We start from the raw sequence: 23,924 nt of genomic DNA, 5'->3' as shown, positions 1-23,924 counted from the left end.
CTCACGATTTTGCTGTGCGCCCTTTTCGCGCCGCGCGACCGGGCCGGCAGCTCCGATCCGCTCCGCGAGCTCGGCGCGCTCAGAAGCGGCCGCGTCTGGATCACGCTGGCGATCGGCGCCATCGGCTTCGGCGGCATGTTCGCCGTCTACACCTATCTCGCGACCACGCTGATCGAGGTCACCAAGCTCAGCCCCGCGGTCATTCCGTTTTTCCTGGCCGTGTTCGGCACCGGCGCCACGCTCGGCAATCTGTTCGTGCCGCGCTTCGCCGACCGCGCCCTGATGCCGACGGCGGGCGTTATCCTGCTGTTCGCCGCGGTTGCACTCCTGGTGTTTCCGCTTGCCGCCGGCAGTCCCTGGCTGCTCGCGGCAGACGTGTTCGCGATCGGCGCCAGCGTCTCGCTCGGCGCCATCCTGCAGACGCGGCTGATGGACGTCGCGGGCGATGCGCAGGCGCTCGCGGCCGCGCTGAACCATTCGGCCTTCAATACCGCCAATGCGCTGGGTCCGTTCCTCGGCGGCCTCGCCATTCGCGAAGGCCTCGGCTGGACCTCCACCGGGCCCGTCGGCGCTGCGCTCGCGCTGCTCGGCTTGCTGATCTGGGCCATCGCCGCCCGCGACACGCGACCTGCGACGGGACCTGCGCGGGTCACCTCGCGACGTGATGCCGGGTCGCTGACGAAGGCTCCGACGGCCCCCGCCGCTGGCGTCGGATCGTAGCCGTTCCGATTCGGCCAGGAATCCGGTGGTGTAATGCGTGCGGCGAACGTCGTGAACGGTTCAGCTCTGCCAGGGCGTGTTGCGGATGCGCGCACACGCATTTGGCTTGCGGAAGGTGGGATCGTGATCCTCGATGTAGTCGAAGTTCACCGTCCCGAACGTCGTCTGCGGCTTCTTCAGGGCTGAACAGGTCTGCACCTTCATAAATTCGTTCTTGAAGTCACCCCGCGGAAACGCGGAGATCACCTGCTCGCGCTGTTCCGGCGTGTAGTCGTCAAATCCTACGCCGACGACATCCACCAGAACGCCGGCATTGGTGAGCGCGATCTCCGGTCTCATATATTGTGGAATTCCGGGCGTGGTGTGCAGCGCGATCGCCTCCCACACTAGGTCGGCTTGCGGTTCGGCGATGCCGCGCGCCCGCAGAAAGTCGCGCGCGGCGTCGGCGCCATCGACCTCAAATCGCTTGGTCTCGGTGTGATAGTGATCGACGAGGCCGAGGTCGTGAAACAGCGCCGCCACGTACAGCAGCTCGGAATCGAACTTCAGCTTCTGACGCTGCCCCTTGATCGCACCGAACACGTAGACGCGAACCGAATGGTTGAACAGCATCTCGTCTTCGTATTGGCGCACGAGCTCGGTGGCCTCTCGCGCCAGTTGGCTGTCGGGAATCTTGACGCCGGAAATCACGCTCGTCATTTTCAAGATCCTACTCTCTCTCCACAGGTACCGTTGGAAATCAGGCGGCCTTCTCAAGAACGGCCTGCGGCGTATTTCGGAAGCTGATTGACATTCGATTGTACGCATTCATCAGGCTAATGGCGATCGTGAGGTCAACCAACTCGCGCTCTGTGAAGACCTTGCGCGCGGCTTGATAGGCCTCCTCCGGAACGTTGGTCTCGGCAACGCGGGTGACAGTCTCCGCCCATGCGAGTGCGGCGCGCTCCCGCTCGTCGAAGAGATTGCCGGCCTCGGCCCACGCTTGGACCAGCGCAAGCTTTTCGATCTTGACCCCGCCCTTGAGCAGATCGCGCGTGTGCATGTCGAGGCAATAGGCGCAGTTGTTGATCTGCGAGACCCGCAGATAAGCGAGATTCACCAGCGTCGCGGGGAGCCCGCTCTGCATGACGTACCCGTAAACGCCGCCCAGCGCCTTCGCGCCCGCCGGAGCGACGTGGTTGTAGTGGAGACGTTCGCTCATCTGCTTTCTCCTTGATAATCCGAGGGAATGAAGCGTTACCTTGCCTTTTACGTGCCCTCTCCGTAGTCCATAAAAAAGCACCAAGAATACACAAAAATCGTGTACCACTTACAGGCGTGACCAAGCCGCTGCATCTGGAGCTCGATCGTTCCGCCAAGACGCCCTTGGCAGAGCAGATCCACAGGGGGATCAGGGCCGCCATCGAGAGCGGCGTGCTCGCGCCGGGCGCGCGCCTGCCCTCCTGGCAGGATCTGGCAGCTCAGCTTGGTGTCGCGCGTGGCACCGTGCGCATCGCGTATGAGAAGCTTTCGTCCGCCCAACTGATCGTCGCCAGCCGCGCCAGCGGAACGCATGTGGTGGATCGGCCGTCCTTCCCCGTTCGCCAGGACAAGGCCCCGGTGCCAGGCTCCTTCATGGAAATGTACCAGGAGCTCACTGCGGGGCCTGCGATCTTTCAGATGGGTGTGCCGGCCCAGGAGACCTTTCCTGCCACGCTGCTCGCGCGTATGCGCGCGCAGGCGGTTCGCGCCGAAGCGAGCACGCCAGCGATCTACCCTGATCCACGCGGCGAGTTGGCGTTACGGCGCGAAATCGCGGCTTACCTGGCGTTGGCCCGTGGGATCGAATGCGACCCGTCGCAGATCATCATCACCGCTGGTTTCAGCGGCGGCCTCGGATTGGCGCTCCGCGTCCTCGGGCTCGAGCAGAAGAAGGCCTGGATGGAGGACCCGGGCTTTCCCTTCACCCGGCGCGGTATGGAGCTTGCGCGATTATTCATCATGTCGATCCCCGTCGATGCTGAGGGCATCGACGTCGACCACGGATTGAAACACGCGCCCGACGCGGCGCTTGCGGTCGTGACGCCGGGACAGCAGGCGCCGCTTGGATCGACTTTATCGCTGGCACGGCGCTCGCGCCTGCTTGATTGGGCTGCGCAAAGCAACGCCTGGGTGATCGAGGATGACTACCTGAGCGAACTCCAGCTCAAAGGCCGGGCCACACCCGCGCTCGCCTCGCTCGACCGCGCCGGCCGGGTCATTCACATCGGCTCCTTCAGCAAGACCCTGACACCCGCTCTGCGGCTGGGCTTCGTCGTCGCTCCGGCCGCCCTGGCATCGCGATTTGCGGAAGCTGCGGCGTGCCTTGCGCCGGCGCCCGGCCCCGCGGTGCAGCTCGCAACTGCCGACTTCATGCGCGAGGGCCATTATCTCCGGCATCTTCGACGCACGAAGCGCGCCTACGCGGCCCAAGGCGATGCGTTGCTGAAATATCTTTCCCAGCGCACCGCAGATGTGACGCTCGCCGGACTGGCTGCAGTCTTGTGGTTGCCGGACGGAGCTCCTGACCTCGCCATCGCCAGGGAAGCAGCCGCGCATGGAATGGCGCCTACGTCATTATCCCTATGGTATGCGTCGAAGGCTTCGGCGAGGCAGGGACTCTTGCTTGGGGTTGCGACATCTCCGCTCAAGCGGATCGAGCCAGCATGCGAGCGGTTGCTTCAGATCATTGGCCGTTTGACGTGATCGGAGTTGTTGCCTCAGCCTGCCATGGTGACGATCAAAGGTCCGTTCCGCGTCGCAATCACGGTGTGCTCGTACTGAACGGTCGGCGCCTCGGGGCTGCTGTAGAGCGTCCATGGGCCTTCACCGTCCTCAGCCCATTCGGCACCCAGGGACAGGAATGGCTCGACGGTGAACACCAGACCCTCGCCCATGATGCGGCGCTCGGAGCGGTCGGGCCATGTTGCGATCTCCGTCGGCTCCTCATGAAGCGACAGGCCGACACCGTGACTGGCGAGATTGCGGACCAGGCTGTATCCGTTCTTGCGAGCGAACGTTCCGATGGCTTCGCCGATGCCGGCCATCGGCTTGCCCGTCCCGACCTGCCGCAGGCCTGTCCACATCGCCCGCCGGCCGTCCCTGCAAAGGCGCTCGATCGCCCGGGTAACGGGCGGAACGGCGAACGAGGCTCCCGTGTCGGCAAAGAAGCCGTTCTTCTCGGCCGACACGTCGATGTTGACGAGATCGCTACGCGCGATCCGACGCTCACCCGGGATGCCGTGAGCGATCTCTTCATTCACGCTGATGCAGGTCGCGCCGGGAAAGTCGTAGGCCAGTTCCGGAGCAGAGCGCGCTCCAGCAGCCTCCAGCAGCTTCCGGCCGATCAGGTCGAGCTCGGAGGTGGTCATGCCCGGCTCAAGCGCCTTGCCCATCGCCTCCAAGGTGTTGGCGACGATGCGCCCGATTTCTTTCAGGCGAGTGAGGTCGTTGTCGTCTGAGATCGTCATGCCATGCCCATCCGAAAGTGCTGGCATAGCGCCTGTGCAGGCGGCGTGCAAACCGACTGCATTTTTTACCAAAGCCGCCGTCTTCAACCCTCGTCGAGCAGATGGCGGACCTTGGCGGCGAGGTCCTCGATCGCAAAGGGCTTGGACAGCAGATGCTTTCCCGCATCGAGCATGCCGTTGTGAACGATCGCGTTGCGCGTATAGCCGGTGGTGAACAGCACCTTCAGCTCCGGATGGCGCTTCGACAGCTCGGCGGCAAGCTCGGCGCCGGTCATGTCGGGCATGACGACGTCGGTGAACAGCAGATCCGGAACGAAACCATTTTCGATCGTCCTGATCGCCTCCTTGGCGCTCGCGGCTTCGATCACCTTATAGCCGAGCTCGCGCAGGCTTTCGGACGAGATGCTGCGGACGCGTTCATCGTCCTCGACGACGAGAATGGTTTCGCTCTGAAGACTTGCTCCGGGATGCGTCACGCCCTGCGACGGAGTTGACACGGCCTCCTTGCCCGCGAAGCGCGGAAGATAGATCTTCACGGTGGTGCCGACGTCGACCTCCGAATAGATTTTGACATGGCCGCCGGACTGCCGCACGAAGCCGTAGACCTGGCTGAGACCGAGGCCGGTGCCTTTGCCCACGACCTTGGTCGTGAAGAACGGATCGAACACCTTTCCCAACACATCGGCCGCAATGCCCGTGCCGTTGTCCGTCACGGCGATGAGAACATATTGTCCGGGCGATAGTGCGTATTCGAGGGCAAATTTCCGGTCGATCGAGGCGTTGCTGGTCTCGATCGTCAGCCTGCCGCCCTTCGGCATCGCATCGCGCGCATTGACGGCAAGATTGATGAGCGCGCTTTCCAGCTGGGCCGGGTCCGCCTTGACGCGCCAGAGGCCGGCCGCAAGAACCGTCTCGAGGCGGACAAGCTCGCCGAGCGAGCGCTCGAGCAGCTCGCTCATTCCGCCGACCATCTTGTTGATGTCGACGACTTCCGGCGCCAGAGGCTGCTGGCGTGAGAACGCGAGCAGCCTTTGCGTCAGGGTGGCCGCGCGGCTTGCGCCATCGATGGCGCCCTCGATGAAGCGGTCGATGTTGACCTCTCCCTTGCCGAGCCGCCGCTTGGCGAGATTCAAGCTGCCGAGGATGACGGCCAGCATGTTGTTGAAGTCGTGGGCGATCCCGCCGGTCAACTGCCCGACGGCTTCCATCTTCTGGGATTGCCGCAGCTGCTCCTCGGCCTTCATGCGCTCGGCAATCTCGTCTGCGACCCGTTGCTCCAGCTCGGCATTGAGCGCCTCGAGCCGGGTCAGAAGCCGGGCGTTGTCGATCGCGGTGGCGGCATGGCCCGCAATCCCGAGCAACGCGGCCTCATGCTCGGCTTGGAATTGGCCCGTCTCGGCATGACCGAAGAACAATCCCCCGAGCACCTCTCCCGCCCGCGAGATCACAGGCACCGCCAGATACGACCGAACGGGGAGATGGCCGTCGGGCATGCCCTTCCGCGGCGCGTTCTTGCCGTAGCGCGGGTCCTGCAGGATGTCCTCGGACCGCACCACGCCGGTGCCTTTGAACGTCGGCTCGAACACGGCCGTGTTGCGCGGCATCGGGAAGTTCTCGAAGGCCGATCGCGGCACCCCGGACAGCGAATACAGCATGTAGCTGCCGCCGTCCGGCGTCAGAACGTTGTAGAAGAAGGCCCCGAACTGGGCGCCCGTCAGCTCGACGCCGGCATCGGTCACGATCTGCACGATCTTCTCGAGATCGCGTTCGCGGGCGACCGAAGCCCCCGTATCGTTCAAGATTCTGAGATGTCGCTCAGTCTTCTTTTGCGCGGAGATATCCAGCACCGTCCCGATGAATCGAACGGCTCGGCCCTCGAAAAAGATGGCTTGACCTGTCGCGGCGATCCAGCGCTCGACACCATCCTCGATGCCGACGGTCCGATATTCGATGTTGTAGCTTGTCGGCGCCTCGGAATTGAGGGCGGCGGACACAGCCTCGTGCGCACGCTGCCTGTCTTCGGGATGAATGCCCTTGAGGAAAGACTCTTCATAGCTGACCTCGGCGTCCGGCGAGAGACCGAACACTTCCTTGCAGCGATTGTCCCATCGCAGAACGTCGTTGACCGGATCGTAATCCCAGGTGCCGATACCGGCCGCCTTATTCGCGAGCACCAGCCGTTCAGCGGCATCCCGGGCGGCCTGTTCAGATCGGACGCGCTCGATATGCGCCCATGATCGCTCGGTCACCTCCGTGAGCAAGGCGAGCTCGCGCGACGTCCACCGATGCGGGCCGCGGTGATGGATCGCCATCAAGGCGGTGAGCTGCCCTTCCTTGACCAGGGGCATGCAGATCGTCGAACCGATCCCGATACTTTGGAAGGTCGCAGCTTCCTCCGGCGCAATCTCCTTCAGATTGTCGTTGATGATGAGCGGCCGGCCGGCACCCAGCTCTCGCACCGCCTTCACGCCGAAATCAGCCAGGCTGTAATGGCCAACGATATGCATCGCACCGGGCGCGGCCCAATCCCCGCGAATGGTGAAGCCGTCCTGATCGGGATCCATGTCGGCATAGGCGCAATTGGAAACGCCGAGATGCTCACCCAGCATCCTGGTGGTCACCGCCATCACGCCGTCGGCATCGCGGGTCTTAGCCGTCTCCTTGTTGAGGGCGTCCAGGAAAAGCAGCCGGGCTTCGTTCTCCCGCACCGCCGTCTCCGCGCGGCGGCGCTCGACCGCGGTGCGCGTGCGCTCGGCAACATCGCGGATCAGCTCCAGCTCGTCGCGGCTCCATTGCCGCGGCGTAGCGTTGTTGAGGTACAGCAGCGCAACGACCCCGTCCGGCTCGGAGATCGGCATGTTGACGAGCGCGCGCGCGGAGATCGCCTCGAGGGCTCGGGCGCGGTCGCCGACGCGAGGGTCTTTCTCGGCATCGGCACAGATGACGGTCTCACCACGCTTCAGGTCTTCGATGTAGCTGCCGTAGTCGCGGAAGCGCAGCACCCCGGCGAGGCTCGAGATGCCCGGCGCGTTCCAGTCGCGGACGATGGTGATGGTTTCGTCGGTGGTGTCGACCGTGCCATACCCTGCCCTGCTGACCTTGAGGCTACGACCGAGCAGTTCTGCGGCAGCATAAGCGAGATCGTCGGGATTGCTGATCTCTCGGATGTAGTCGCCGAGTGTGGCCAAGACGGAATTGCGATCGGCCGAGTAGAGCCCGGTCGCTGTCGTCATTGGTCTTCCCCTGCCACTTCCTAGTCTCCCCGAGGAGCCAATGAAATCGATTCTTCGCGCTACAATTCGCACCGACCAGCGCGCCTGCCCGACCTCCATGATGCAGGCAGCCCGCGCAAGCTGTCCGTCGTTAACCGCATGATGGCGTTTGGGTTCCCGAGCAGCCCGACCGACAACGCTGTCGATCTGGCCCTCCGCGCCCTACACCGGCGTATAGATCACGAGCTTCAGCGCGGGATCGTCGTTGGCCTGAAAGCTCGTGTGCTCGAACCGGAGCACGCCCTTGGTCGGGTGGTTCATGGTCTTGAGGCCCGAGGCGGTGCTGCGGATCTCGTGCGCTTCCCACCATTTGACGAATTCCGGGCTGCCCTGGCGCAGCCGCGTGAGCAGCTCGGTGAAGGCGGGATCGCCGGCCCAGACGTCGTGGGTGGCGCGAAACATCGCGACCATGCTCTTGGCCACATCGGTCCAGCCTGCGCCGTAGAATTTTCGCGTTTGCTTGTTCGTGAGCACCAGCAGCAGCGTGTTGCGATCCTGCTCCGGCAGTTGCCCGAAGCCGAAGATCTCCTCGGCCGCCGCGTTCCAGGCCAGCACGTCCCAGCGCCGTCCGGTGATGTAGGCCGGTTGCGTCAGGCTCTCGATCATCCGCCGGATGGGCGGCGGCACGATCTCGGGCACAAAGGCGGCTCTCACCCCGTCGCGTGCCAGCGCCTTCAGATGTGCGTGCTCGGTCTTGGAGAGGCGCAGCGCTCGCGCCAGCGCGTCCACGGTGGTGACGGAAGGGCTGACGGTGCGGCCCTGCTCGAGGCGGATGTACCAATCGACGCCGATGCCGGCGAGCTGGGCGACCTCCTCGCGCCGCAGGCCCGCAGTGCGTCGCCGGCGGCCCGCCGGAAGCCCGACGCTCTTCGGCGATAGCTTCTCGCGGCGCGACCTGAGGAAATCGCCGAATTCGACGCGGCGTGGATCGGCCATGATATCGCTCCCGCGATGGAGGGCCCCTGGAATACTAGGATAATACCAGGCCTTCCTACCCCCTCCAAGGGGACGCATATCGGCTTCACCCCACCTTGAGGTGAAACACCATGAAAGCTGCCGTGCTCAAATCCTTTGGCTCGCCCCTGGCGATCGAGAACGTCCCCGAACCAGTGCTCGGCACCGGCGAGGTCATCGTCGATGTCGTCGCCACCCGCGTGCTGTCCTACATGAACGAGGTCTTCGACGGGACGCGCAACTACGCGCTCGAACTGCCGATCATCCCGGGCCCCGGCGGCATTGGCCGCGTGCGCGCGATCGGCCCTGATGCCACCAGGCTTGCCGTCGGCGACTGGGTGTTCTGCGATCCGACGGTGCGTTCGCGCGACGACGCCACAGCGCCCGACATCGCGTTGCAAGGGCTGACCGCCGCCGGCCCCGGCGGCATGCGCCTGCAACAGCATTTTCGCCATGGCTCCTTTGCCGAGCAGATGCGGGTGCCGACCGAGAACGTCAAACGGATCGGCAGCATCACCTCGGAGGAAGCGACGCAATGGTGCGCACTGGGCACGCTGCTCGTGCCCTATGGCGGCTTCCTCGCCGCCAATCTGCAGGCAGGTGAGACCGTACTGGTGAGTGGAGCCACCGGCAATTTCGGCAGCGCGGCCGTCTCTGTCGCACTCGCGATGGGCGCGGCCTGCGTGGTCGCGCCCGGCCGTAACGAGAAGATCCTGGCCGACCTCGTCCGCCGCTTCGGCAGCCGTGTGAAGCCGGTCAAGCTTACGGGCGTCGAGGACGACGACCGCGAGAGCATGAAACGCGCCGCATCAGGCCCGATCGACTGCGTATTCGACATCATGCCGCCCTCGGTGAGCGCCACTGTGGTGCGCGCGGCGGTCATGACGGTGCGCGCTTACGGCCGCATCGTACTGATGGGCGGCGTCGGCATGGCGGGCGGTGCAGGGCTAGACCTGCCCTACCCCTGGATCATGCGCAATTGCATCAGCATCCACGGCGTCTGGATGTACCCGCCCGACGCCGCGAGCCGCCTGATCGCGCTGGTGCGCGCCGGGCTGCTCAAACTGGACGAATATCAGGCAACCGCGTTCGATCTCGATCACGCCAACGCGGCGGTCGAACACGCCGCCGCCCATGGCGGGCCGTTCAAATTGACGGTGATCAGGCCTTGAGCCCGCAGGCGCCGGCGGAGTTCCATCGCCGAATTTTTCGTCAGTCCAGCCAAGCACTTGGCTACTGTGCATGGGGTTGTTTTCGCAGCTCGGCCGAAAGCGAGCCCTATAATCCCGGCGATCTCGCCGCCCAAGCCTGGGTGGCCTGGCAGCTTTCCATCGCACGGAGGTAGGCGGGGCGCGCCGTCGTGCGGGCGAGATAGTCCCGCTCGGTCAAACCGGGGACATAGTTGCCGGTACGCAAGCCGAGCAGGAGCGCGTAGCTCACCGAGATATCGGCGGCCGTGAATCGGTCGCCAGCGAGATACGGGCACTCCACGAGGCGGCGGATCACCAATCCCAGCCGGCTCTCGAACGTCTGCATTGCCCAGCGGGTCACGCGGACATCGCGCTCGGCTTCGGGCGCCAGCTGGCGACCGACAATGAGGGCGTTCACCGGGCCGGCCAACCCGGCCTCGCCCAAATGGAGAAATTGTAGATAGGAAGCGAAGGCGGGATCATCCGGAGCCACGGCAAGCGAACCAGCGCCGTAGCGGGCGAGCAGGTACTGAAGAATCGCGATCGATTCGACCATGATCGTCTCGCCGTCCTGCAGTGCCGGAATGAAGCCGGCGGGGTTGATCGCGAGGAAGTCGCGGTCAATCTCGGCGGCGAGCAGATCGACCGGGTGCAGCCGATAGGCCAACCCCAGTTCCTCAAGCAGCCAAACGACCCGGAAGCCACGACCTTCGCCATAGACGGTGAGCATGATTGAGCGCTCCCTAATTGAGCCCGATGTACTGGATCGCAAAGTAAGCCAGTCGCGCCACGGACCCGCGATGGCGGCCTATTCGAGCTCGACCACCTGGCCGTTCGACAGCGAGACGCGGCGGTCCATGCGGCCGGCGAGCTCCATGTTGTGGGTCGCGATCAGCATCGAGACCTGCGTCGCCTTGACGAGCTGCATCAGCGCCTGGAACACGTGGTCCGCGGTGTGCGGATCGAGATTGCCGGTCGGCTCGTCCGCAAACAGCACGCGCGGCGCATTCGCCACGGCACGCGCGATCGCGACGCGCTGCTGCTCGCCGCCGGACAGCTCGGCGGGGCGATGGGTGATGCGGTCGCCGAGGCCGAGATAGCCCAGGATCTCCTTGGCGCGCTTCACGGTCTCGGACTTCTTCAGGCCGCGGATCATCTGCGGCAGCATGACGTTCTCCAGCGCCGAGAACTCCGGCAACAGCCGGTGCGACTGGTAGACGAAGCCAATGTCGGTCCGGCGCAGTTGCGTGCGCTCGATGTCGGGCAGCTGCGAGGTCGGCGTGCCCGAGACATAGACCTCGCCTGAATCTGGCGCCTCGAGCAGACCCGCAATGTGCAGCAGCGTCGACTTGCCCGAGCCCGACGGCGCCACCAGCGCGACCGACTGCCCCGGCCACAGCGCCAGCTTGGCGCCATCAAGAATCGTCAGCGGCACCTCGCCCTGCAAGTACTGCCGCTTTATCTCGTGGAGATAAATGACCGGTACATCTTCCCCCTGCTGCTCCATCAGCCCCTCACTCGTACCGCAGCGCTTCGACAGGGTCGAGGCGCGCGGCACGCCAGGACGGATAGAGCGTCGCCAGGAACGACAGCGTCAGCGCCATGATGACGACGGCCGTGGTCTCGCCGACGTCGATCTCGGCGGGCAGCTTCGACAGGAAGTAGAGCTCCGGCGAGAACAGCTCGGTGCTGGTGAGCCAGGACAGGAATTGCCGGATCGATTCGATGTTGAGGCAGATCACTAGCCCGACGAAGAAGCCGACCAGCGTGCCGACCACGCCGATCGAGGCGCCCGTGATCAGGAAGATGCGCATGATCGAGCCTTGCGAAGCGCCCATCGTGCGCAGGATCGCGATGTCGCTGCCCTTGTCCTTCACCAGCATGATCAGACCGGAGACGATGTTGAGCGCTGCGACCAGCACGATCATGGTCAGGATCAGGAACATCACGTTGCGCTCGACCTGGAGCGCGTTGAAGAAGGTCGAGTTGCGCTGCCGCCAATCGACCAGGAACACCGGTCGGCCCGCGGCTTCCGTCACCGCCTTGCGGAAGGCGTCGATCTTGTCGGGGTTGGTGGTGAACACCTCGATCGAGGTGACGTCGTTGCTGCGGTTGAAATAGGCCTGCGCCTCCGCGAGCGGCATGAACACGAAACCGAGATCGTATTCGGACATGCCGATCTCGAAAACGGCGGCGATCTTGTACGGCTTGATGCGCGGCGTCGTACCCATCGGCGTCACCGCACCTTTCGGCGCCACCAGCGTGACGCTGTCGCCGGCGTGCAGCGAGAGCTGATCGGCGAGCCGCCGGCCGATCGCAACGGCCTGTCCCTCGTCGAAGCCCTCCAGCGAGCCCTGCTTGATGTTCTTGGCGATCGAGGTGAGGTTGTTGAGGTCGTCGGAGCGGATGCCGCGGACCAGGACGCCCGAGGCGTTCCACGGCGACGACGCCAATGCCTGGCCGTCGACCACGGGCGCCGCGAGGCGGATACCCTGGACCTGGCTGAGGCGGTCGGCGACGTCTTTCCAGTCGGTCAGCGGCGATTCCAGCGGCTGGACCAGGATATGGCCGTTCAGCCCCAGGATCTTGTCGAGCAGCTCCTTGCGGAAGCCGTTCATGACGGCCATCACGATGATCAGCGTCGCCACGCCCAGCATGATGCCGAGAAAGGAGAACCCGGCGATGACCGAGATGAATCCCTCCTTGCGGCGCGCCCGCAAATAGCGCGCCGACAGCATCCACTCGAATGGCGCAAAAGGCGCAGACTTGGCGGTTTCGGTCATGGTCTCATCCATCGCTCGATAATCCCATGATTCGGGGTCAAATGTGGCCGGATTGGCGGCCGCGGTATCGCGCGATGAACAATATTCAGGCGACCAGCCTTATCAGCCCACAAGTCTTGCGACCGCGTCGGCAGGCGACATGGTCTCGCGGGCGCCGTCGCTGCGCCGCTTGATCTCGACCTTGCCGTCGGCGAGTCCCTTCGGCCCGATCATGATCTGCCAGGGGATGCCGATCAGGTCGGCTGCGGCGAATTTGGCACCGGCGCGCTGGTCGGTGTCGTCGTAGAGCACGTCGACGCCCTTGGCGGTGAGCTCCGCATAGAGCTTCTCGCAGGCCGCATCGACCGCGGCATCACCCTGCTTGAGGTTGAGCACCACGGCGCGGAACGGCGCCACCGCTTCCGGCCATTTGATGCCGGCATCGTCGTGGCAGGCTTCGATGATCGCGCCGAGCAGGCGCGAGACGCCGACGCCATAGGAGCCGCCATGGATCGGCACGTCGACGCCGTCAGGGCCGGCCACCAGCGCCTTCATCGGCTCGGAATATTTCGTGCCGAAATAGAAGATCTGACCGACCTCGATGCCCCGGGTGTTCACCCGCTTCTCCGCCGGCACCTCCTGCTCGAAGCGCGCGGCGTCGTGAACGTCTTCCGTCGCAGCGTAGACCGACGTCCACTGCTTGATGATCGGTGTCAGGTCGCTCTCGTAATCGACGTCCTCGCCCGGCACCGGCAGGTCGAGCACGTCGCGATTGATGAACACGCCGGATTCGCCGGTCTCGGCCAGCACGATGAACTCGTGGCTGAGATCACCGCCGATCGGGCCGGTCTCGGCGCGCATTGGGATCGCCTTCAGCCCCATCCGCGCGAAGGTGCGCAAATAGGCTACGAACATCTTGTTGTAGGCAACGCGCGCTGCCGCCTCGTTGAGGTCGAACGAATAGGCGTCCTTCATCAGGAATTCGCGGCCGCGCATCACGCCGAAGCGCGGACGCTGCTCGTCGCGAAATTTCCATTGGATGTGATAGAGATTCAGCGGCAGGTTCTTGTAGGACTTCACATAGGCGCGGAAGATCTCGGTGATCATTTCCTCGTTGGTCGGCCCGTACAGCAGCTCGCGCTTGTGCCGGTCGGCGATGCGCAGCATCTCCGGCCCATAGGCGTCGTAGCGGCCGCTCTCGCGCCAGAGATCGGCAAGCTGGAGCGTCGGCATCAACACCTCGATCGCGCCAGAGCGGTCCTGCTCCTCGCGCACGATCTGCTCGATCTTCTTGAGCACGCGGAAGCCGAGCGGCAGCCAGGCATAGATGCCGGCGGCCTCCTGCCGGATCATGCCGGCGCGCAGCATCAGCCGATGCGAGACGATCTCAGCCTCTTTCGGGTTTTCCTTCAGGATGGGCAGAAAGAACCGCGACAACCGCATGACAATACTCTGGGAATCAGTGCTGGATTGCAGTGAAAGCGGATTGGGAGCGAAAACACAAGACCGGGAATGAGGAAAAGCCGCTAACGCGGCGGAATTCCTGTCATTTTTCCGTCGACTTCAGGTTTGGCCTCGAGCATCAACATGCCGTGCAAAGCCGGCGAGCCTAGGGCGGCGGCACGACGAGTTCGTCCTCGAGCGTGATCCGCTCGAAATCGCTCACCAGCGCGTCGATCCGCACCTGCCAGCGGCCGGCGAAGGGCAGCTCGACCTTGTGCACATGCCAGTAGCCGTCCGGCCCCAGCGAGGCGCTCCGTTCCATCGGCTCGATGCCGCGCTCGGGCAGGCTCAGTATCAACGTCACCTCCTTGGCCCTGAGCAGCGTCCCCTCTCCGGTCATGAGCTGGAGCACGAAATCGTCCACGCCGGCCTTCCCAGGAGACACCAGCACCTGGAACATCGCCTTGTCGCTGTGGATGTGGATCCCCAACGGCGTCTCGGGAACGATGGTCCGCGGCGGCGGCGTGAAGCGCCAGCCGGCGACGACAGCAAAGATAGCGAGCGCGATCCCGCATTCGAGCAGGATCGAGCGCTTGAGGGCGGTCCCGGCCTCGTGATCACGAGCGAGCGTTGGAGTCAAACGCAAGCGATTGAGCGCCGCCAGTGCGAGCAGCAACAGGATCAGCGCGAGCTTGATCGAGAGGACGAGGCCGTAGCGGGTCTCGACCAGCGCCGACGGCTTTCCTAGCTGAATGACGGCGAGCACAAGACCGGTCAATGCCAACGCGGCGATGACCGGCACGGCGATACGGGAGAAGCGGTAGACGACCGGCAACGCCATCGCCCCCGGCTTCGAGACCAGTGCAGCAAGCGGCGCCAGTGCGCCGATCCAGAAGGCGACGCCGAGGCCATGGAGGAAGATCGCCGGCCGCGTCAAGATTTCGGGCGGAGCGGTGGCGGCGTGTCCTGTCATGGTCAGCGCCAGCCCGACGCAGACCAAGGCAATGACGGCAAGAGCCCGCGAAGACCAGCCGCTGCGCAGCGCCAGCAGAGCGAACAACATCGCCGCAATCGCAACCAGCAACGCCGGGCCGGCGCTGGTCGCGAACGCGACTTTCCAAGGCGCAGCCGTCACGAGACCCGCCGGCGACAGGCCGAGGAGATCAAGACCCAAGGCACCAAGGGACACCACTGCGCTGGGGATGCCGATCGCGAGCGCCACGCGCGGCACGGTCATGCCGATCATCGACCAAGCAACCCAGCGCGCAAAGAAGACGCCGCCTACGCCGACGAACAGTCCGAGATAGAGCCCGACCCGCGCGAGCCAGATCAGCACGCTCAATTCTTCGTCTGCACTCGCCGGGCGCTTCGTTCCCGTCGGCGCGCCGATCGAGAAAATGACCGATCCCGCGACGGGATGGCCGTCCTGCGAAATCACGCGATAGCTGACCACCACCGTGCCCTGCGGCAGGTCCGGCGGCATGTTGACCGAGACGGCGTCTCCGGCGGTGTCAACGCGCACATCGTCCCGCGCCCTGCCCGAGCCGTCGATCAGCCGGATCGCACCCGGCGTCACGGCCTCGTTGAAGCGCAGGACCACGGCTGGCGGCGCGCTCGCAAGCACGGTGCCGTTTGCCGGCTCGACCGCTACCAGCGCAGCATGCGCGGATACACCAGTCGCGAAGCCGACCGCAAAAAGCAGCGTCGCGAGCGCGGCGATCAGGCGCATCAGGGCTTTGGCATGAGCTTCACGCCCGGTGCCGGGGACTTGCCATCATGCGAATGCCCTGCTCCCTCTGCCGGGATGTCGATCCAGCGACTGACGCCGGTCTCGCACTCCTGGACGACCGGGAAGTACAGGGTCGTGTTCGGCTTGAGCGAGCCGGTCAGGAACGTCTGCACCACGAACTCGTCATAGTGCTGGTCCGGCAACTTGCCGCCGGACCACGCCACCTCCTTGACGCCGGAAGAGAGCTTGCTGCCGTGATAGTCGTATTCCCCGGCATATTTGCCTTCGACGACATCGATGGTCCAGCCCGCCTTCGGCATCGGCTTCACCGCGATGACACCTTCCGGGATCTGCACGCGGATCTTCACCGTCGGCGAGCCCTTGCAGCCGTGCGGCACAGTGAACACAGCCTTGTACGACGCGCCGACCGTGGCTTGTTTGGTCTCGAGCGACACATGCGCCGCTGCCGGTGAGGCGGCGAACGCAACGATCAGGATCAGGCAGGATCGCTTCGACATGGTCAATCTCCCCCAGGTCAATGTCACTTCATCTTCATTCCGGAATGATCCGGCATTTTCTTCATGTCCATATGACCTGAATGCCCGTCACCACCCGGCGCCTGCGCGCCAACGCCCTGGACGTCGAGAGAGACCGCGACCTTGCCGGCCTTCTCGAACTGAAGCGTTACCGGCACCTTGTCGCCCTGCTTCAACGGCCCCTTCAGCTCCTGGAGCATCAGATGATTGCCACCCGGCGCGAGCTTCACCGTCTTGCCGGGATCGATCGTCACTCCCTTGTCGAGCGCGCGCATCTTCATCACGCCATTGTCCATCGCCATCTCATGAATCTCAGCCTTCCCGGCAATGTCGGCGGACACACTGACCAACCTGTCCGTCGCCGTGCCTTTGTTCTCGATGGTGAGGTAACCGCCCGCGACCTTGGCTCCACCCGGCGTCGCACGGCTCCAGGGCTGCGAAATGACGAGATCGCCGGCCTTGACGTCGTCGGCCGCCGCGGGTGCTGCACCGAGCGTGACAGCGAGCGTCGCGAGCAGCACATTCTTCAACATTGTCTTCATATGCGTATTCCTGTTTGCAGACTGAATTCAGCGGGTGGAGCGTTGTTGGGCCGACCATTTCTCGAGATCGGGAATTTCGGCGGAACCTTCGATCGTCGTGACGGTGCCATCGCGCGAAAAGAGCATCGTTCTGGGAATGTCGCCCTGCCAGGACGGATCGATCTCGAATCGCAGACGCTCGACGAAGCCGTCACTGAAGATGAAATTCTCGGTCGACGACAGCCCCGCCTTGTCCAGCATCGATTGCGTCGCCGCCGGCAGGTTCGGCACGAGATCGGCACTGACCGTGACGACATCGATCTCGGGATGGTCCTTCGCGAACTTGCCGAGCAGCGGCAGCTCGACCTTGCAGGGGCCGCAAGTCACGCCCCAGAAATGCACGAGCATCGGGCGGCCCGCATGGCCCTTGAGCACGCTCTGCCAGGTGCCGCGTTCGAATGGCTTGAGAGCCGAAGGCGACCCGAGTGCGGACGCCGATGCGATCAGGATGCCCAGCCCCAGAATGCCTGCAAATCGACGTCTCATGGTTGATCCTCGATCGCTGTGAGACGATAGCCGTCCGCCTTCGTCATCCATGACAGATACACTTGCCGACCATTGTCGACGAGCAAGGGATGGTCGGACGTGTCGGTTGTGCTCGCTATCGTCTTCGGCGGCGACCAGGTCTCGCCATCGTTCCTGGAAATCGTCATCTGGACCGAGGTTTTCTCCCCGTCGAATTCCTTCCACACCATCACCGTTCCCGGCGGCCCCGCGAGCACGAAGGGACGCGTCGGATTGCGACCAGGCTGCCCCAGCGCCATCGGCGCAGAGAACGTGCGGCCTTGGTCGCGCGAATGCGCGTAGAACAATCCCTTCCGCGCCTTGCCGTTCGTGTACCAGACCACATGATAGGTTCCGTTCGGCGCCACCGAAAGACTGGGACCGTGATGGGGGCAGGCATTGATCTGCCAGTCGTCATGGCTGACTCGGTGGATCTCACCCGGCGTCGAAACGTCGGCGAAGGTCATGACCGCGTGATCGCGCACACCGCCTTCGAAGATGTTTCTGAAGATCACAGCGGGTCGGCCGGGCGCCGCGAACGCCAGCCCCAACCGGCAGCATTCGCAAGTGCCCTCGCGAGCCAGCTTTGCTTCTGCGTAAGTGGTGCCGCCATTGCTCGACGATGTGAAGAACAACCCTGCTCCCTCGTACTTTTGTCCCGCTTCCTTCGCAAAAACGCGATTGCGCTTGTCGAGCCAAGCCGCGAAGACCGTTCCGTCCTGGTCGAGCGCCAGCGCCTCGAAGCGCTGGCTCTCATTGCTTGCCGTGATCGGCTTCAAATCCGCAAAACTCTTTCCGCCATCGGCCGAGCGCGTGGTGAGCACCTGGCCGTTGAAGGCCTCGTCCCTGAAGATCGAGAACGCCACCGCGATGCCGCCCTTGCGATCGACCACGATCTTCGGCCGGGCATCCGGCCCCCAATCGAGGTTTAGCCGCTTCGTCGTGACCTGAGTTGGTGTGGAGAAGGTAAGGCCGGAATCCTGCGAGTGCGCGACAGAGACTTGCCCGCCCGCCATCCAAACCAACCATAGCGTTCCATCCGGAGCGAACGCGGGCGTCGCCTTGGTTGCACAGCGCAGCGTCGGCTCTTCACACGCCGCTTCGGACGCATGCGGCGCACGCATCTGGGCGAGCGCCGGGGCTTCCACGAATGCGAGAGCGATGATCGCGAGCAAGCCATTTCGGATCACGGCCCTATTCCCTTCGAGAGCCCGGATCATCTAAACGCCACCTTCATACCAGCAACGAATGTGCGCGGCGAGCCTGCATAGATCGATCCCGTCGTGTTTGCGAGCACGCTCGCAGGATTTTGAAGGCCCGCCCCCGTCACCGTGTTCGCGATGTTGTTGGCCGAAGCGACGTAGGTGCGGTCGAACACGTTTCTGACTTCGAGAAACAGATTCAGAGACCTGAAGGTCTCGGACACCAGATCGGCCTTGTAGTGAACATTCACGTTGACCAGCTCATAGCCGGGCGCCTTCAGCAAATTCGCGTTGTCCATGTAGAAGGAATCCTTCCACTGCACCTCGACGAAGCCGCCGAGGCCCGCCAGCGGTCCGGCGAACTCGTCGTAGCCGATCCTGGCCGTCAGCTCATTGGGCGAGATGCCCGGGATCTTGTTGCCGGCGCGGTTGAAGCTGAACACGGTGCCATTGGTGATGTTCTCGACATATTCGGTGTAGACCTCGTCGAGATAGGTGTAGGCCGCCAGGAATCGCCAGCCCGGATAGAACTTCCAGTCTGCCGCAAGCTCGATGCCACGGTGTTCCGAGCGTGGAGCGTTGAACGTGTAGGATATGCCGGCGACCGGCGTCGCCTGACTGACGATCTCGTTGCGGAAGAACTCGTAGAAGCCGGTTGCGCTGAGCTTGAGCGTGTTGTTCGGCGTCCAATCGAAGCCGAGATCGTAGCCCAGGTTTTTCTGCGCCTGGAGCTGGGTGTTGTTGCCCGACAGACCGGTCGGAAGCACAAAGAGATTCGAGACCTGCGGTGTGCCGTACCCGGTCGCAACGCGACCCCGAAATAGCCACTCGTTGTTGAGATTGTAGAGGAGCGCAAACTCTGGCGCAGCATTTTGAAACTGCCGGTCTGCGGTCGTCAGGGTCGTCGTGGCAATGCCGGTGGGACCTGCGTAGGCATACGCCGTGTTCACCCCCTTCAGAACGGTGGTCTCCCAACCAACGCCGGCGACAGCAGTCAGCGCGCTCGTCAGCCTCAACTCCTCGCGCGCGCGGACGCCATAATTGGTCGTTTCGCTGAAGAGATTGCTCGATAGCCTGCCGAGCGCAGCATTGCCTCCCGGCATCACGTTCCGCGTGTCGCTCGAGGCCGACAGCGTGTTGTAGAACGCGCCGAAGAAGGTGGTCGATTCCAAGCCGAGAATCTCGCCGCGCTTGGTCAGGTCGCTCATGTAGTTGTACGACGGAAAATCTCCGATCGAGCTGGTCGTGCCGGTCGGCTGGCTGATATTCCGGTCATCGAACACGAACTGGTTGCGCCAGGTCATGGTGTTGTCGAAATCGTGCTCCCACCGGGCGCCGACGATGGTTCGGCGGTCGTTGCGGCCAAGCCCGGCCTGCACAGCCGTCTCCACATCAGTTCCAGCGGTGGCGTTGAAGCCGTTGTTGAACAGCCTGACCGTGCCGCATCCGGGCGCGGCCGTGGCGCCGGTCGCACATCCCTGCTGGAACGGGTTGAGATAGTATTGATTCAGCGACTGCCGGATCGGCAACCGTGTGCTGAGATCGTTGTTGATGATCTTGACCGTGAAGCGATCGTTCGGCGTGGCCTGGAGCGTTCCGAGGAAGTTGACGGTCTGGGTGTTGAACCAGCTGTTGCCGATGTAGCCGTCACCCCGCACATCGCTCGCAAACAGCGACCCCTCGAAATTGCCGACCCTCTTGCCGGCCGCGAGGTAATTGTTGAGATAACCGTAGCTGCCGCCGTCTACGCCATATTCAACGCCGTCGATCGTGCTGCCCGGCCGTGTCCGGAAATTAAGCGCACCGCCGGTCGCGTAATTGCCGTAGAGCGCCGAGGACGGGCCGCGGATCACGTCGATCGCACCATAGGCATGAGGATCGATCAGGTCGCTTCGTGAAAGGCCGTCCGGCTGCGTCACCGGAAAGCCGTCCTCGAAGATGACGAGATTGCGGATGGCGAAGCCGTTGCGGGCATTGGATCCGCGAATCGAGATGCCGAAATCGCGGGGACCATTCCCCTGCTTGATCGAAATGCCCGGACTGTCCCGCAAGACGTCGCTGACTGAAAACGCCGGGCGGTTGTCGAAGCGGCTGCGATCGATGGTCGTCGCGGTCTGGCCGGCCGGTGCCTGATTGAGACCATCTCGCGCCGCGCCCGCGCTCGACGTCCTGTTTTGGGCCGAAGCCCTGTCGGTCGCGTTCGGCGCAACAGGCCTTGCTGCGCGGCCGGCCGAAGCAGAGCGAGGCCGCGATGGCCGGGTTGCTGCTCTGGGGCGGGCCGTCTGCGGCGCCTCGACGGTGACAGGGGGCAGCGCCTCCTGGGCAGCCTGGGCAAGCGCGCCTGTACTGGTCGCGGACAACAGCCCACAAAGCACGGGCAAGCTCGCGCTGCCGATCGCACGTCTTCGTAACATCACTTGAATTCCTGACATCCGGCGCGATGGCCGGTCCATTGAGCACGCCCACCGGCGCAGCCAAGCCGCGCGCCGATAGTTCGGTTGGTCGCTACGTCAGGAAAAGCGTGGAGGTGCGCGCGCTTGGGCGCCTGAGCCTCTGTAGGCGGACACCCTGGATGCATCCGCAGCGCGCCACACCACGCGCTCGGCGTGCCGAACCGGAGTTGCGAGCGCGACCTGCAGCGGCGAATCGAGCGATGCGGCCGCTTGCGCGAGGCAACACATCGCGCAGGCACCGGCGTGCGCAGTCGGGCTGCCGGTCTGATCGTTCTGGCCGCCCTGCTCACCCCCGCTGTGGCAGATGACTCCCGCAAACAGCGGATCGGCGACGGCCTGGCCGGCCGCCAGGCACGCGGCAATCGGCGCCAGCACCTGCATCACCAAAGCGAGCAGGACGATGGGTAGGAATTTTTGCAGCCGCGCGTGCATTCGCCGAACCATTCGTTCGCCTGCTAACTAAACACCCGGCTTGCCCGAAGTCGAGGTCAGTTCCGCCGCCTTCTTGCCCCGGCGCAAATTTCTTGGAAACTTTGCTGACGAGCACCCGATCGAGGCCGGAGGCCGCGCATTTGAGGCAAGTCAAACGCCTCGCCCCCCACAAATTTCTTATATCTGTCATATACTTACAGGGCATGAAGCCCGAACATTTCGTCAACTGCTCGAATTTTGAACAATCGTTGCCGAAAATGATGACAAGTGAGAAAAGTTGATCTAGCATCCCTCTTGCTCAGGCTGACCGCGAGGTCAAAGCTTGGTGGTCCAAGTCTCGGGAGGAGCCCCTGGCGCGCAAAACGCAGCGTCGCCCCGTCAATCAAGAGCAAATCTTAGAATCGGGGATAATAGGGTCGACACAATTTTTGAGCGGGGCCAGGGCCCCGCTCTTTTTTTGCCTGCAGGGCTGAAGCGCCGATGACGGCTTCTCCCAATCCGATCGAACTCAGCTTCGAGCTGGCGGCCTCGCGCTGTGCCGATCTGGCGCCACGGGTCTATCAACGCCTGTTCGACCGGCATCCGGAAACCCGAGCGATGTTCCGCTCGCAAGGCAGCGAGCTCGTGATGGGGTCGATGCTCGCGCTGGCCATCGAGGCGATCCTCGACTTCGCCGACGCGCGGCGTGGACATTTCCGGCTGATCGCCTGCGAAGCCGCCTCGCACCAGGCCTACGGCACCTCGCGCGACCTCTTCATCGCCTTCTTTGCGATCATCCGGGATACGCTCCGCGATCTGCTCGACGATGAATGGTCGCCGGACATCGCGCGGGCGTGGAATGCGTTGCTCGTCGAGCTCGACGCGTTCGCCGTCCCGGCCTGACGCTTTGCGCTGCACCAACGACGCCTGCGGCGATCGCGCGATTGATTGCAGATTGAGTGGCGTCAACTCTTGTGAGAGACTTTCGGACATCGGCCGCGCAATCAATGACGCGCCGACGATAAAATTTTACGGGAGCGAGCGATGTCCGGGACGAAAGATTTCTCGACGACGAGGCGCGATCTTCTTCAGGCGGCAGCGGCCGCCGGCGCCGGAGCTGCCCTCTTCGGCAGCATGGGCATAAACCCAGCACTTGCAGCCGAAGTCGGACGATCGGAGAAGCCGCTGAAGGCGGCCTTCTCCAACGCGGGCCTGCAGGCGACGTGGTGCGCGCAGGGCAAGAAGGCCGCAGAGTTCTGGGGCAAGCTGTTCAATGTCGAGGTGACCTGGTTCGACGGTCAGCTCGATGCGGTGAAGCAGCGCGCGGCGATCGACAACATGGCTTCGCAGAAATGGGACTTCGTCGCGATCCAGGCCTTCGGCATCGGCACCCTCACCCAACCCGTGCAGAAGATGATCGACGCCGGCACGCCCGTGATCGACATGGACACGCTGATTGCGCCGCTCGACCAGATCAACGTCCACTCCTTCCTCGCACCCGACAACGAGTTCATGGGTGCCTCGGTGACCCAGGCGCTGTGCAACGCGATGGGCGGCAAGGGCAAGATCATCATGACGCAAGGCGCGCTCGGCCACACCGGCGCGCAAGGCCGCGCCAAGGGCTTCAACTCGGTCGTCAAGCAGTTCCCGAACATCGAGGTGCTCGACACCCAGCCGGCGGACTGGGACGTCTCGAAGACCGCCCGCCTCTGGGAGACCTATCTGACGAAATATCCGCAGATCGACGCGGCGTTCTTCCACAATGACGACATGGCGCTCGCCGCCTACAACATCATGAAGGCCCGCAACCGTACCAACATCCTGATCGGCGGCGTCGATGCCATGCCGCCGGCGATCCAGGCGGTGAGCGAGGGCCGCATGTTCGCGACGGTGCGCAATCCGTCCTGCCGCATCCATGGCGGCGCGATCATCGCGGGCGTGTCGGCGGTGGTCGGGGGCGAGAAGAGCGGACAGGGCATCCCCAAGAACGTCGTCACCGACGGTCCCGTCGTGACCAAGGCGAATGCGCCCGGCATGCAATGGATGCAGGATCACTATCTGATCTAGTTCTCCATGCCTGAGGTTGGTTCGCCTATCCTGGAGCTCCAGGGCATCACGAAGAGCTTCGGCGGTGTCGAAGCACTTCGTGGTGTCGACTTCGCGCTTCACGCCGGCGAGATCCATGGTCTCGTCGGCGAGAACGGCGCCGGAAAAAGCACGCTGATGAAGATCATCGCCGGCGTGCACACCGACTTCTCCGGCCGCTTCCTGATCGACGGGGCGGAAACGCATTTCCGCTCGGCGCGCGATGCGCACGCGGCCGGCATCGCCATGGTCCATCAGGAGCTCTCGGTCGCGCCCGACCTCACGGTCGCCGAGAACGTCTTCCTGGGCAACCAGCCGACCAACGCCCTTGGCCTCGTCCAGTGGCGGCGGATGGCGCGCGAGGCCGGCGAGCAACTCGCCCGCTTCGGCATCGACGTCGATCCGATGAGCAGGCTCGGCGATCTCCCGATCGGGCTGCAGCAGCTGATCGAGATCGCGCGCGTGCTGTTCTCCGGGGCGCGCATCGTCATCCTGGACGAGCCGACCTCTGCCCTCTCTCCGCCCGAGGTCGAGCGGCTGTTTGCGACACTCAGGCGGCTGCGCGAGGAAGGCGCTGCCATCGTCTTCATCTCG

General features: G+C 64.0%; 22 protein-coding genes. 6 read left to right on the top strand and 16 right to left on the bottom strand.

Translation table 11 applies throughout. The features are described from left to right. Nucleotides 1-720, top strand: a 720-nt coding sequence (locus SE91_RS13440; protein ID WP_245318449.1) for an MFS transporter, incomplete at its 5' end; no start/stop codon positions are given. A 60-nt stretch (nt 721-780) separates the two neighbouring features. On the opposite strand, the gene SE91_RS13435 is transcribed toward SE91_RS13440, so the two are convergent. Together SE91_RS13435 and SE91_RS13430 are read right to left on the bottom strand one after the other, a co-directional pair. Continuing rightward, the gene (locus tag SE91_RS13435) at nt 781-1,419 is read right to left on the bottom strand and encodes an HD domain-containing protein (protein WP_061847918.1); all 639 of its coding nucleotides are present in this window, start codon (nt 1,417-1,419) and stop codon (nt 781-783) included. Between the two features lie 40 nt (nt 1,420-1,459). Further along, nucleotides 1,460-1,921 carry a carboxymuconolactone decarboxylase family protein gene (locus tag SE91_RS13430; RefSeq protein ID WP_061847916.1) on the bottom strand — a complete coding sequence of 154 codons (462 nt, stop codon included), beginning with the start codon at nt 1,919-1,921 and terminating at the stop codon, nt 1,460-1,462. A 116-nt stretch (nt 1,922-2,037) separates the two neighbouring features. On the opposite strand from SE91_RS13430, the gene pdxR reads away from it, so the two are divergent. Continuing rightward, nucleotides 2,038-3,444 (top strand): MocR-like pyridoxine biosynthesis transcription factor PdxR, encoded by a 1,407-nt coding sequence (gene pdxR, locus SE91_RS13425; RefSeq protein ID WP_061847914.1) that lies wholly within the window; start codon nt 2,038-2,040, stop codon nt 3,442-3,444. 14 nt (nt 3,445-3,458) lie between these two features. On the opposite strand, the gene map is transcribed toward pdxR, so the two are convergent. From map to SE91_RS13410, 3 genes are all read right to left on the bottom strand, one after another. Continuing rightward, nucleotides 3,459-4,208, bottom strand: a complete 750-nt coding sequence (map, locus tag SE91_RS13420) for a type I methionyl aminopeptidase (RefSeq protein WP_008547594.1) — start codon at nt 4,206-4,208, stop codon at nt 3,459-3,461. An 83-nt stretch (nt 4,209-4,291) separates the two neighbouring features. Next, complete coding sequence (locus SE91_RS13415; RefSeq protein WP_061847913.1) at nt 4,292-7,441, bottom strand: GAF domain-containing protein; 3,150 nt, start codon at nt 7,439-7,441, stop codon at nt 4,292-4,294. A gap of 201 nt (nt 7,442-7,642) precedes the next feature. After that, a complete protein-coding gene (locus SE91_RS13410; RefSeq protein WP_061847912.1) occupies nt 7,643-8,416 on the bottom strand; it encodes a helix-turn-helix transcriptional regulator in 774 nt (257 codons plus the stop codon). 110 nt (nt 8,417-8,526) lie between these two features. On the opposite strand from SE91_RS13410, the gene SE91_RS13405 reads away from it, so the two are divergent. After that, the gene (locus SE91_RS13405; protein WP_061847911.1) at nt 8,527-9,606 is read left to right on the top strand and encodes an alcohol dehydrogenase catalytic domain-containing protein; all 1,080 of its coding nucleotides are present in this window, start codon (nt 8,527-8,529) and stop codon (nt 9,604-9,606) included. Nucleotides 9,607-9,712: 106 nt separating this feature from the next. On the opposite strand, the gene SE91_RS13400 is transcribed toward SE91_RS13405, so the two are convergent. From SE91_RS13400 to SE91_RS13350, 11 genes are all read right to left on the bottom strand, one after another. Further along, entirely contained in the window at nt 9,713-10,354 is a 642-nt protein-coding gene (locus SE91_RS13400; protein ID WP_061847910.1) for a glutathione S-transferase family protein, read from the bottom strand. Between the two features lie 78 nt (nt 10,355-10,432). Beyond that, nucleotides 10,433-11,131 carry an ABC transporter ATP-binding protein gene (locus SE91_RS13395; protein ID WP_060737754.1) on the bottom strand — a complete coding sequence of 233 codons (699 nt, stop codon included), beginning with the start codon at nt 11,129-11,131 and terminating at the stop codon, nt 10,433-10,435. A 7-nt stretch (nt 11,132-11,138) separates the two neighbouring features. Continuing rightward, on the bottom strand, nt 11,139-12,419 hold the full coding sequence (locus SE91_RS13390; protein ID WP_061847909.1) for a lipoprotein-releasing ABC transporter permease subunit: 1,281 nt from the start codon (nt 12,417-12,419) through the stop codon (nt 11,139-11,141). A gap of 90 nt (nt 12,420-12,509) precedes the next feature. Beyond that, complete coding sequence (proS, locus tag SE91_RS13385; protein ID WP_008547625.1) at nt 12,510-13,829, bottom strand: proline--tRNA ligase; 1,320 nt, start codon at nt 13,827-13,829, stop codon at nt 12,510-12,512. A 166-nt stretch (nt 13,830-13,995) separates the two neighbouring features. Continuing rightward, entirely contained in the window at nt 13,996-15,558 is a 1,563-nt protein-coding gene (locus tag SE91_RS13380) for a copper resistance CopC/CopD family protein (protein WP_061847908.1), read from the bottom strand. Further along, the gene (locus tag SE91_RS13375; protein ID WP_061847907.1) at nt 15,558-16,076 is read right to left on the bottom strand and encodes a YcnI family copper-binding membrane protein; all 519 of its coding nucleotides are present in this window, start codon (nt 16,074-16,076) and stop codon (nt 15,558-15,560) included. Before SE91_RS13375 ends, SE91_RS13380 begins: the two co-directional genes overlap by 1 nt. A gap of 23 nt (nt 16,077-16,099) precedes the next feature. Continuing rightward, nucleotides 16,100-16,636, bottom strand: a complete 537-nt coding sequence (locus SE91_RS13370) for a copper chaperone PCu(A)C (RefSeq protein ID WP_061847906.1) — start codon at nt 16,634-16,636, stop codon at nt 16,100-16,102. A 27-nt stretch (nt 16,637-16,663) separates the two neighbouring features. Further along, nucleotides 16,664-17,161: a TlpA family protein disulfide reductase gene (locus tag SE91_RS13365; protein ID WP_061847905.1), complete on the bottom strand. Its 498-nt coding sequence runs from the start codon at nt 17,159-17,161 to the stop codon at nt 16,664-16,666. Next, nucleotides 17,158-18,369: a sialidase family protein gene (locus tag SE91_RS13360; RefSeq protein ID WP_061851113.1), complete on the bottom strand. Its 1,212-nt coding sequence runs from the start codon at nt 18,367-18,369 to the stop codon at nt 17,158-17,160. The genes SE91_RS13365 and SE91_RS13360 overlap by 4 nt, the downstream gene beginning before the upstream one ends. 26 nt (nt 18,370-18,395) lie before the next feature. After that, nucleotides 18,396-20,795: a TonB-dependent receptor domain-containing protein gene (locus SE91_RS13355; protein ID WP_061847904.1), complete on the bottom strand. Its 2,400-nt coding sequence runs from the start codon at nt 20,793-20,795 to the stop codon at nt 18,396-18,398. 96 nt (nt 20,796-20,891) lie between these two features. Then, nucleotides 20,892-21,266, bottom strand: coding sequence for a DUF2946 domain-containing protein (locus SE91_RS13350; RefSeq protein WP_197489462.1), 375 nt, complete (start codon nt 21,264-21,266; stop codon nt 20,892-20,894). A 480-nt stretch (nt 21,267-21,746) separates the two neighbouring features. Here SE91_RS13350 and SE91_RS13345 point away from each other — a divergent pair, with 480 nt between their 5' ends. The 3 genes from SE91_RS13345 to SE91_RS13335 all read left to right on the top strand — a co-directional run. Further along, nucleotides 21,747-22,148 (top strand): globin, encoded by a 402-nt coding sequence (locus SE91_RS13345; RefSeq protein WP_061847902.1) that lies wholly within the window; start codon nt 21,747-21,749, stop codon nt 22,146-22,148. Nucleotides 22,149-22,289: 141 nt separating this feature from the next. Continuing rightward, a complete protein-coding gene (locus tag SE91_RS13340) occupies nt 22,290-23,312 on the top strand; it encodes a sugar ABC transporter substrate-binding protein (RefSeq protein ID WP_061847901.1) in 1,023 nt (340 codons plus the stop codon). 6 nt (nt 23,313-23,318) lie between these two features. Continuing rightward, the coding region (locus tag SE91_RS13335) for an ATP-binding cassette domain-containing protein (protein WP_156489990.1) at nt 23,319-23,924 on the top strand (606 nt) is incomplete at its 3' end.

Source organism: Bradyrhizobium sp. DOA1 (genome assembly GCF_001593325.1).
Classification (GTDB): domain Bacteria; phylum Pseudomonadota; class Alphaproteobacteria; order Rhizobiales; family Xanthobacteraceae; genus Bradyrhizobium.
Note: the sequence above shows the minus strand (reverse complement) of the source record. Positions and strands in the feature narration are given on the sequence as shown.

Coding starts and splice junctions, on each gene's coding strand:
- SE91_RS13435 (WP_061847918.1), bottom strand. CDS start 1,419: ATGACGAGCGTGATTTCCGGCGTCAAGATTCCCGACAGCCAACTGGCG.
- SE91_RS13430 (WP_061847916.1), bottom strand. CDS start 1,921: ATGAGCGAACGTCTCCACTACAACCACGTCGCTCCGGCGGGCGCGAAG.
- map (WP_008547594.1), bottom strand. CDS start 4,208: ATGACGATCTCAGACGACAACGACCTCACTCGCCTGAAAGAAATCGGG.
- SE91_RS13415 (WP_061847913.1), bottom strand. CDS start 7,441: ATGACGACAGCGACCGGGCTCTACTCGGCCGATCGCAATTCCGTCTTG.
- SE91_RS13410 (WP_061847912.1), bottom strand. CDS start 8,416: ATGGCCGATCCACGCCGCGTCGAATTCGGCGATTTCCTCAGGTCGCGC.
- SE91_RS13405 (WP_061847911.1), top strand. CDS start 8,527: ATGAAAGCTGCCGTGCTCAAATCCTTTGGCTCGCCCCTGGCGATCGAG.
- SE91_RS13400 (WP_061847910.1), bottom strand. CDS start 10,354: ATGCTCACCGTCTATGGCGAAGGTCGTGGCTTCCGGGTCGTTTGGCTG.
- SE91_RS13395 (WP_060737754.1), bottom strand. CDS start 11,131: ATGGAGCAGCAGGGGGAAGATGTACCGGTCATTTATCTCCACGAGATA.
- SE91_RS13390 (WP_061847909.1), bottom strand. CDS start 12,419: ATGGATGAGACCATGACCGAAACCGCCAAGTCTGCGCCTTTTGCGCCA.
- proS (WP_008547625.1), bottom strand. CDS start 13,829: ATGCGGTTGTCGCGGTTCTTTCTGCCCATCCTGAAGGAAAACCCGAAA.
- SE91_RS13380 (WP_061847908.1), bottom strand. CDS start 15,558: ATGCGCCTGATCGCCGCGCTCGCGACGCTGCTTTTTGCGGTCGGCTTC.
- SE91_RS13375 (WP_061847907.1), bottom strand. CDS start 16,076: ATGTCGAAGCGATCCTGCCTGATCCTGATCGTTGCGTTCGCCGCCTCA.
- SE91_RS13370 (WP_061847906.1), bottom strand. CDS start 16,636: ATGAAGACAATGTTGAAGAATGTGCTGCTCGCGACGCTCGCTGTCACG.
- SE91_RS13365 (WP_061847905.1), bottom strand. CDS start 17,161: ATGAGACGTCGATTTGCAGGCATTCTGGGGCTGGGCATCCTGATCGCA.
- SE91_RS13355 (WP_061847904.1), bottom strand. CDS start 20,795: ATGTTACGAAGACGTGCGATCGGCAGCGCGAGCTTGCCCGTGCTTTGT.
- SE91_RS13350 (WP_197489462.1), bottom strand. CDS start 21,266: ATGCACGCGCGGCTGCAAAAATTCCTACCCATCGTCCTGCTCGCTTTG.
- SE91_RS13345 (WP_061847902.1), top strand. CDS start 21,747: ATGACGGCTTCTCCCAATCCGATCGAACTCAGCTTCGAGCTGGCGGCC.
- SE91_RS13340 (WP_061847901.1), top strand. CDS start 22,290: ATGTCCGGGACGAAAGATTTCTCGACGACGAGGCGCGATCTTCTTCAG.